Genomic DNA, 8,100 nt, shown 5'->3' with positions numbered 1-8,100 from the left:
GCGCACACGGTGTCGTTCGCGTTCGACATGTCGTGGGAGGAACTCCTGTGGCTGGTCGAGGGTCACGAAGTGCATGTGTGCGACGAGGAGTTGCGGCGTGACGCGCACGCGCTGACGCGGTACGTGGACCGGCACCGGATCGACGTGGTCAACGTCACCCCCACCTACGCCCAACACCTCCTGGACCTCGGCCTACTCGACGACGACCCGGCGCGCGGCGGGCATCGGCCGTGCCTGGTGTTGCTGGGCGGCGAGGCTGTTTCGGACGCGGTGTGGAATCGGCTGCGCGACACCGAGGGTGTGCTGGGCTACAACCTGTACGGGCCGACCGAGTACACGATCAACACGCTCGGCGCCGGCACCGAGGACAGCGCCACGCCCGCGATCGGGCGACCGATCCTCAACACCGCCACCCACATCCTCGACGCCAACCTCCAACCGGTACCGGTGGGCGTGCCCGGCGAGTTGTACGTCACCGGCATCGGCCTGGCGCGCGGCTATCTCGACAGTCCCGGTCCGACCGCCGCGCGGTTCGTGGCGAATCCGTACGGGCCGCCCGGCAGCCGCCTCTACCGCACCGGCGACCTCGCGCGGCGGCGCCCGGACGGCATCATCGACTACCTCGGCCGCACCGACGACCAGATCAAGATCCGCGGCCACCGCATCGAACCCGCCGAGATCCAAAGCGTGTTGGACACCCATCCCGACGTGCTGCGTTCCGCGGTGGTGCCGAACGCGGACGGGACCCGGCTGACCGCCTATGTGGTCGGCGCGGCCGATCCGCGCACGCTGCGCGCCTGGTCGGCGGCGCGGCTGCCCGACTACATGGTCCCCGGCGCGTTCGTGCCGCTGGACGTGCTGCCGTTGACCGTCAACGGGAAGCTCGATCGGGCCGCACTGCCCGAACCGGACTTCGCGGCGGCGGTCACCGCGCGAGGGCCGCGGGACGCGTTCGAGGCCGTGATGTGCCGGGTGTTCGCGGACACCCTGGAACTGCCCCGGGTGGGCATCGACGACAACTTCTTCACCCTGGGCGGGCATTCGCTGCTCGCGGTCCGCCTGGTCGGCGCGATCCGCGCCGCCGGTATCGTGGCCGACCCGGACACGGTCACCGTGGCGTCGGTGTTGACCGCGCCGACGGTCGCCGACCTGGCGGAGCGGCTGCGCGGGAGCACCGGCACGGACGAGTTGACCGCGCCCCTGCTGGCGTTGCGGCCCGACGGCGACCTCGCGCCCTTGTTCTGCGTCCACGCCGGATTCGGGTTCGCCTGGCCGTACACGACGTTGCTCGCGCACGTGGCGAACGACCGACCGGTGTACGGGCTCCAGGCCCCGATGTTGTCGGGTGCCGCGGCGCCGACCCGGTTCGAGGACGTGGTCGCGGAGCACCTGCGCGCCGTGCGCACGCTCCAGCCGCAGGGTCCGTACCACCTGCTGGGCTGGTCCTTCGGTGGCGAGCTCGCCTTCGCGCTGGCCGCCGAACTCCAGCGCGCGGGTGAACGGGTGGACCTGCTGGTGCTCGTCGACGCCGAACCGCCGGTGCCGCGCGCGCACGCCGACGAGGCGGGCCCGGACGGCGGGTTCGACGAGGAGGCCGCGCGGGCGCATCTGCTGCGCGCGACGCCGGCCGAGGTGGACCTGGCCGGCGCGCTGGGCGAGGAGGTGGTGGCGGCCCTGCTCCGGACTCGGGTCGCCTACGAACCCCTCGCGCCCGCCGACCCCTACCCGGCCTTCCGCGGCGACGTGTTGTGCGTCGCGGCGCGCGAGAACCTCGCGCGGACCGGCCGGGAGGCCTGGACGGCCCATGTTCTCGGCGTGGTCGACGAGCACGTCGTCGACCACGAGCACGACGATCTGCTGACCTCGGCCGCGGTGGACCAGTGGGGCCCACTCGTACGCCGACGGTCGGACGCGACACACCCAGAGAGGCACTGAAGCATCATGCGAAGAATCGCAGCGCCGCCCTTCGTCCGCCGCACCGCCACCCGCCGCACCGGCACCGGCCGCCTCGCCGCGGCCGGGATAGCCGTGGCACTCGTGTTCGGCCTCGCTGCCTGTGGCGACGACGACAAGCAGGATGCCTCCGGCGCCCCGCCCGCCTCCGGTCCGGCGGCGGCCTCTCCCGGGACGGGTGGCGCGGCGGCGCCGACGTACCCGATCACGATCACCCACAAGCTGGGTACCACCACGATCAAGAAGGCGCCGAAGCGCATCGTCGCGCTGGGCGAGGGGGATCAGGACGCCGCGCTCGCGCTGGCGACCAAGCTCGCCGGCATGGTCGAGACGACCCCGCCGGACGGGGTGGCACCGTGGGCCAAGCCCAAGCTGGCCGGCGACAAGCCACAGATCATCACGATGGGCGAGAACGGCGCCCCGTTGGAGAAGGTACTCGCGCTACAGCCCGACCTGATCCTGGCCAACACCGACTACTGGGTCGAGCAGGAGTACGAGAAGCTCAGCAAGATCGCGCCGACCACGGCGTTCGAGACCGGCCCCTCGCAGGACAGTTGGCAGCAGGTGACCCGGCAGGTCGGCAAGGCACTGGGCAAGTCCACCGAGGCCGAGAAGCTGGTGACGGACCTGGAGGCCAAGGTCGCCGGCGTCGCCACGAGCCATCCCGCGATCAAGGGCAAGTCCTTCGCGCTGACCAACGCGCAGAACGCGGGCACGGTCGCGGTGCTCAAGGACAAGTCGGATACCTCGGTGAAGCTGCTCGCCGGGTTCGGGATGACCTTCCCGGACGCCATCGCCGGTCTGCCCGGGGCCGGATTCGCAGCCGAGTTGAGCATGGAGCGGCTCGACGTGCTCGAAGTGGGCGTGCTGCTGAGCAACTACAACGCGGACGACGCGCTGAAGAAGGCGATCGAGGGCAACCCGCAGTTCGCCAAGCTGAACGTGGTCAAGCGCGGTTCGTACGTCCCGCTGGACTCCAACGACTTCTGGGCCCTGCGTGCGCCGACCCCGCTCGCCGTGGAGTACGTGATCGACAAGATCATGCCGCGCGTGGACGTCGCCGCCCAGGCCGCGAAGGGCTGAGCGCCGGCACCGGTCGGACTGGAAGAGCCCCCGACTCCATTGATTCGCAAGGGAGTCGGGGGCTCGATCGTTCGGTCGTTCGACCGGCTCAGAGTACGGCGACCGTGGTGCCGGCGATCTGTCCCGGCATGCCGGGGACCGGCTCGGCCGGGTCGGTGCCCAGCGCCACGATGCGGTTGTCCGCGTCGACGTGCACCACACGCGGGCGGTGCGCGGCCAGTTCGGCCTCGTCCAGGAGCGCGAACGCCATCACGATGACCAGGTCGCCCGGGTGGATCAGCCGCGCGGCGGCCCCGTTGGCGCCGATCACCCCGCTGCCGCGCGGACCGGGGATCGCGTACGTGGTCAGGCGCGCCCCGGTGTCGATGTCGACGACCTGGACGACCTCGCCCTCGGTGATGCCGGCCGCGTCGAGCAGGTCCTCGTCGACCGTCAGCGATCCGACGTAGTGCAGGTCGGCCTGTGTCACCCGGGCCCGATGGATCTTGCCACTCAGCAGCGTGCGCAGCACCGGTGCTCTCCGCTCAGTTCTCGGTGGCGGCCACGAGGGAACGCGGCCGCATGTCGGTCCAATTGGTCTCGATGTGCTCCAGGCACCGTGCCCGTGCGGCGGGTCCGTATGCGGTGTGCCAACCGTCGGGCGCGTTCAGGAACGCGGGCCACAAGGAGTACTGGCCCTCGTCGTTGAGCAGGGCCAGGAACGTCCCGGAGTCGTCGTCGAAGGGGTTCGTCACGGCGGGTCAGCCTTTCGTGGTCGTCGGTGTCGTCGGCGGTGTGGCGCCGGGAGAGGGGTCGTCGGCCGCGGCGGGGTCGGTCGAGGCCGCCGCCTCCGCGGCCGGCGCGGAGGTTGGTTTCGCGGCCCGCAGCGCGGGCAGCGCGGTGGCGACCGCGAGGACCGCGGCGACACAGGCCAGGCCGCCGGCCACGAGGGTTGCGCCGGGGCCGATCAGGCGGGCGACGCCGCCGGAGAGCGCGTTGCCGGTGGCCGGTCCCGCGGTGGCCTGGGCCAGCCACAGGCTGCCCACCCGGCCCTGGAGCCGGTCGGGCGTGTACTGCTGCAGGAGGGTGCGGCGCAGGATCTCGGAGATGGTGTCGGCGCCACCGGCCAGGGCCAGGACGAGCAGCCCGAGCCACAGGTGCCGGGTCAGGCCGAAGGCGGCGATCGCCGCGCCCCACAGTGCGGCCACCGCGATCAGGGTCACCCCGGGGCGTCGCACCCGCGCGATCCAACCGCCGGCCAGGGCGCCGAGGAAGGCACCCACGGCGGGGGCGGTGTAGAGCAGACCGACCGCGGTGGGTCCGCCGTCGAAGACCTCGTGTCCCATCTCGGGAAACAGGGCGTACGGCATCGCCAGGACCACGGCCGCCAGGTCCACGAGCATCAGCCCGCGGATGATCCTGTTCGCGCGTACGTGTCGCAGACCGTCCAGGATGGCCTGCACCGGGTGCTGCGTGGTCGCGGTGTCGGCGTCGGCGTCCTCGTCGGGTTCGGGGTGCAGGTGCGGCAGTCGCCACAGCAGGGCCGCGCCGACCACGAACCCGGCCGCGTCGATCAGGTAGCACACCGCGACGCCCGGGCCGGCGGCGATCAGGCCTGCCAGGCTGGGGCCCACCATCGCGCCGAACTGGGTGGTCAGGGTGAGCAACGCCCCGGCCGCAGCGAGGTGTTCGCGTCCGGCGAGGGCCGGTGTGACGGCCATCAGGGCGGGTGCGCCCAGACCGCCGGCGATGCCGGCGGCGATGGCCGCGAGGTAGACGAACCACAGTTGGGGCTCGGGTGCGAGCGCGTTGCCGGCCAGCGCGAGTACGACGACCGCGGAGCCGGCGCGGGTGGACAGGATGAGCCGGCGCCGGTCGCTGCGGTCGGCCAGGACGCCGCCGGCCAGCAGGCCCACGCACAGGCTGACGCCGATCACCAGGTTGACCAGCCCCACGTGCAGCGAGGACTCGCCCAGGTCGTAGACCTGGATGCTCGCGGCGACCGAGGTCAGCGCGGTCCCGAGCATGGACAGCGCCGTGGCGGTGAACAGCAGCCGGAACTCGCGATTGGCCCGCAGGGGTGTGATGTCGACCGCGATGTCGCCCAGGCGCACCGATCAACCCTGCCGGGAGGTGGGGATCAGGCCGTTCGCGATCGCGGTCGATTTCCCGGTCGCGGTGATGGGGTCCGGGCCGGAGCGGTCGTTGATCGAGGTGAGGATCTCACCGGCGCGGACCGCGATGTTGGACAGCAGGGTGGAGCCGATGCCGTGGGTGTGCTCGGTGCCGCCCTGGAGGTAGATCCCGGCGCTGAGCGGGGGTTCGGTGACCACCCGGTAGTCGCGGCCCAGGCGGGGGCGTCCGTACTCGTCGCGCACGCAGGCCCGGGCGGTGTCGCCGAAGAGGGCGAGTCCGTCGCCGGGGCGGTACCCCGTGGCGTACACGACCACGTCGGCGCGCAGTGTCTCGGTCTTGCCAGTGGGCAGGAACTCGACGTCCACGTGCGCCGCTTCGGGGTCGTCCCGCAGGTCGACGACCCGGGAGGCGTGCCGGATGTACAGGCGCTGCCGGCCCTGGACGCGCTCCTCGTAGACCCGCCGGTACAACTCCTCGATCAGATCGCCGTCCACGACCGAGTAGTTCGTGTTCCGGTGATACTCCGTCAGTTGTCGTTTGACCTGCTCGGGCGCCTCGAAGTAGTGGTCGACGGCCGCGGGGTCGAAGATCCGGTTGGCGAACGGGCTGTCGTCGGCGGGGGAGTAGCCGTAGCGGCTGAAGACCGCGTGCACCTCGGCGTCGGGGAAGCGTCGGTGGAGGTAGTCCGCGGTCTCGGCGGCGCTTTGTCCGGCGCCGACGACCACCGCGGTGCGCACGGTCGTCGGGTCGGTGGCGGTGACGTTGGGCACGAGTCGGGAGTTGTGCCAGACCCGGGCGGAGGCCTCGACTCCCTCGGGCAGGTGCGGCATCAGGCCCGGTGCGAGCACGACGTTGCGGGCGCGGTGGGTGGTGGGATCACCCGCCACGGCGACGTCGAACGCGGTGATCCGGCCGTCGGTGAGAACGGGTTCGATGGCCAACACCTCGGCGTCGTACCGCACATGGTGGGCCACCCGGGCGGCGGCCCATTCGAGGTATCCGTGGAACTCGGCCCGGAGCGGGAAGAACACCTTGTGGTTGACGAAATCGACGAGTCGGTCGATCGAGTGAAGATAGTTGACGAAGCTGAAGTCACTGGTCGGATTGCGCATCGTGGCAAGGTCCTTGAGGAAAGAGACCTGCATCGTCGCGCCGTCCACGAGCATGCCGCGATGCCAGCCGAAGGTGGGCTGTTTCTCCAGGAACAGGGCGTCCACGCGGTGGTCCGACGAGGTGCGCGCGTTGTGTTCCTCGATCGCGACGGCGAGCGCCAGGTTCGAAGGCCCGAATCCGACCCCGATGAGGTCGTGAGTGGTCTTTCCGTCGTGCCGAGAGGAGGTCAACGAGCGTTTCCCTTCTGAGTGGTGGCCTCGAAGGGCACACGAAGCACTATTGCCTTTCAGTAGGGGAGGCTAACCTAACCTCGCGCGATGTGACCAGGGCTGTAGATCAATAGGTTAGCCTTGCCTAACCTGTCACTGTGCCGAATCGCGGAGGCTGTCGTGTCCGACTACGTCGAGCGGGAACTCCCTTTGTCCGAGGATCCTTTGGACCTGGCCGCGGCTTTGGCCGAGGCGTCGTCGAGCATCGTGGGCGGCCGTGCGCATGTGGTCTACGAGCGGGACGACGAATGGTGCGTGGGCCTGGGAGCGCTCGTCGAGGTCGTGGTGACCAAACACGAGGTCCGCTGTAGTGGCGGTGGCGGTGGCGGTGGCGGTGGCGGCGGTGACGAGGTGCGGTCGTGGGTCGACTCGCCGCTGCCGGTGGTCGACGAATTCCTGCGCGAATCCCCGGTGTCACGGTGGCGGGCGTACGGTTGGGCCGGGTTCGAGTTCGCCTACCTTCAGGCCGGAATGCCGGAACTGGTCGGTGAAGAACCGTTGTTGCACCTGTTCGTTCCGCGCGTCGAAGTACGCCTGAGCCCGGGACGGGCCCGGATACGAGCCGTCGACGCCGAGGAACTAGCGGCGGTCGTGGCGCTGTTGACCGCGTATCGACCGGCTCCGCGCAAGGATCCGGTGGCCTTCGACGTCGCGGCGGGCGGCGCCGGCGAGTACCGCTCGGCGGTCGGCGCGGCGGTGGACGAGATCCGCGCACGGCTGCTGCGCAAGGTCATCCTGTCCCGGACGGTCGAGGTGCCCACGCCGGTGGACATGGTCGGCACCTACCTCGCCGGGCGGCGCGGAAACACGCCCACCCGCTCGTTCCTGCTCGACCTGGGCGGCATGTGCGCGACCGGCTTCAGCCCCGAGATCGTGGTGTCCGTGGACGCCGATCGCAATGTCGGTACCCAGCCGCTCGCCGGAACCCGCGCACTCGGCGGCGGTGCGGCGGCCGACCGGTCGCGACGCGACGAACTGCTCAGCGACGCCAAGGAGATCTACGAGCACGCCATCTCGGTCAAGGTCGCCTACGACGAACTGGTACCGCTGTGCGACCCGGGCACGGTGATGGTCACCGACTACATGTCGGTCAAGCCGCGCGGCAGCGTGCAGCACCTGGCGTCGTCACTGGTGGGCCGGCTCGCGCCCGGCGTCGGCTCGTGGGACGCGTTCGCCGCGCTGTTCCCCGCGGTCACCGCGTCGGGCGTGCCCAAACCGGCGGCGTACCGCGCGATACGGCGACACGAGAGGGACCCGCGCGGGCTGTACAGCGGCGCGGTGTTGACCATGGACCACGACGGAACGCTGGACGCGGCCCTGGTGTTGCGCACGCTCTTCCGGCGCGACGGCAGGACGTGGCTCCAGGCGGGCGCGGGCATCGTGGAACAGTCGGAGCCCGGGCGCGAGTTCGAGGAGACATGCGAGAAGTTGCGCTCGGTGGCCGGCTATCTGGTGCCGGCGCACTGAGCGACGGGCGTCTTCGACAGGTGCGACGGATGCGCCTTCGCGCCGCCGGGGATGCCGTGCGGCGCGAAGGGCGGGCACGGTGTGCCGCCGGGTGGGCGCG

Annotated in this window: 7 protein-coding genes; 3 read left to right on the top strand and 4 right to left on the bottom strand. The window is 71.1% G+C overall.

Features of this window, described 5'->3' with window-relative positions; translation table 11 throughout:
* Together ACWCPW_RS42565 and ACWCPW_RS42560 are read left to right on the top strand one after the other, a co-directional pair.
* Positions 1 to 1,935, top strand: a 1,935-nt coding sequence (locus ACWCPW_RS42565) for an alpha/beta fold hydrolase (protein WP_449766986.1), incomplete at its 5' end; no start/stop codon positions are given.
* A gap of 6 nt (positions 1,936 to 1,941) precedes the next feature.
* Complete coding sequence (locus ACWCPW_RS42560; protein ID WP_449766985.1) at positions 1,942 to 3,036, top strand: ABC transporter substrate-binding protein; 1,095 nt, start codon at positions 1,942 to 1,944, stop codon at positions 3,034 to 3,036.
* An 88-nt stretch (positions 3,037 to 3,124) separates the two neighbouring features.
* On the opposite strand, the gene panD is transcribed toward ACWCPW_RS42560, so the two are convergent.
* The 4 genes from panD to ACWCPW_RS42540 are packed head-to-tail and all read right to left on the bottom strand — an operon-like array spanning position 3,125 to position 6,494.
* Positions 3,125 to 3,547, bottom strand: a complete 423-nt coding sequence (gene panD, locus ACWCPW_RS42555) for an aspartate 1-decarboxylase (protein WP_449766984.1) — start codon at positions 3,545 to 3,547, stop codon at positions 3,125 to 3,127.
* Between the two features lie 13 nt (positions 3,548 to 3,560).
* Positions 3,561 to 3,770, bottom strand: coding sequence for an MbtH family protein (locus ACWCPW_RS42550; protein ID WP_449766983.1), 210 nt, complete (start codon positions 3,768 to 3,770; stop codon positions 3,561 to 3,563).
* A gap of 6 nt (positions 3,771 to 3,776) precedes the next feature.
* Positions 3,777 to 5,129 (bottom strand): enterobactin transporter EntS, encoded by a 1,353-nt coding sequence (gene entS, locus ACWCPW_RS42545; RefSeq protein ID WP_449766982.1) that lies wholly within the window; start codon positions 5,127 to 5,129, stop codon positions 3,777 to 3,779.
* A 3-nt stretch (positions 5,130 to 5,132) separates the two neighbouring features.
* Entirely contained in the window at positions 5,133 to 6,494 is a 1,362-nt protein-coding gene (locus ACWCPW_RS42540; protein ID WP_449766981.1) for a lysine N(6)-hydroxylase/L-ornithine N(5)-oxygenase family protein, read from the bottom strand.
* A 159-nt stretch (positions 6,495 to 6,653) separates the two neighbouring features.
* Between ACWCPW_RS42540 and ACWCPW_RS42535 the strand changes: the two genes are divergently transcribed.
* Positions 6,654 to 8,000, top strand: a complete 1,347-nt coding sequence (locus ACWCPW_RS42535; protein WP_449766980.1) for a salicylate synthase — start codon at positions 6,654 to 6,656, stop codon at positions 7,998 to 8,000.
* Positions 8,001 to 8,100: the final 100 nt, after the last annotated feature.

The sequence above is a fragment of the Embleya sp. NPDC001921 genome (assembly GCF_053594475.1).
The sequence above is the reverse complement of the archived record's forward strand: the minus strand, read 5'-3'. Positions and strand labels throughout refer to the sequence as shown.

What these genes read in the sequence shown, in the direction of transcription:
- ACWCPW_RS42560 (WP_449766985.1), top strand. Translation starts at nt 1,942, where the DNA reads ATGCGAAGAATCGCAGCGCCGCCCTTCGTCCGCCGCACCGCCACCCGC.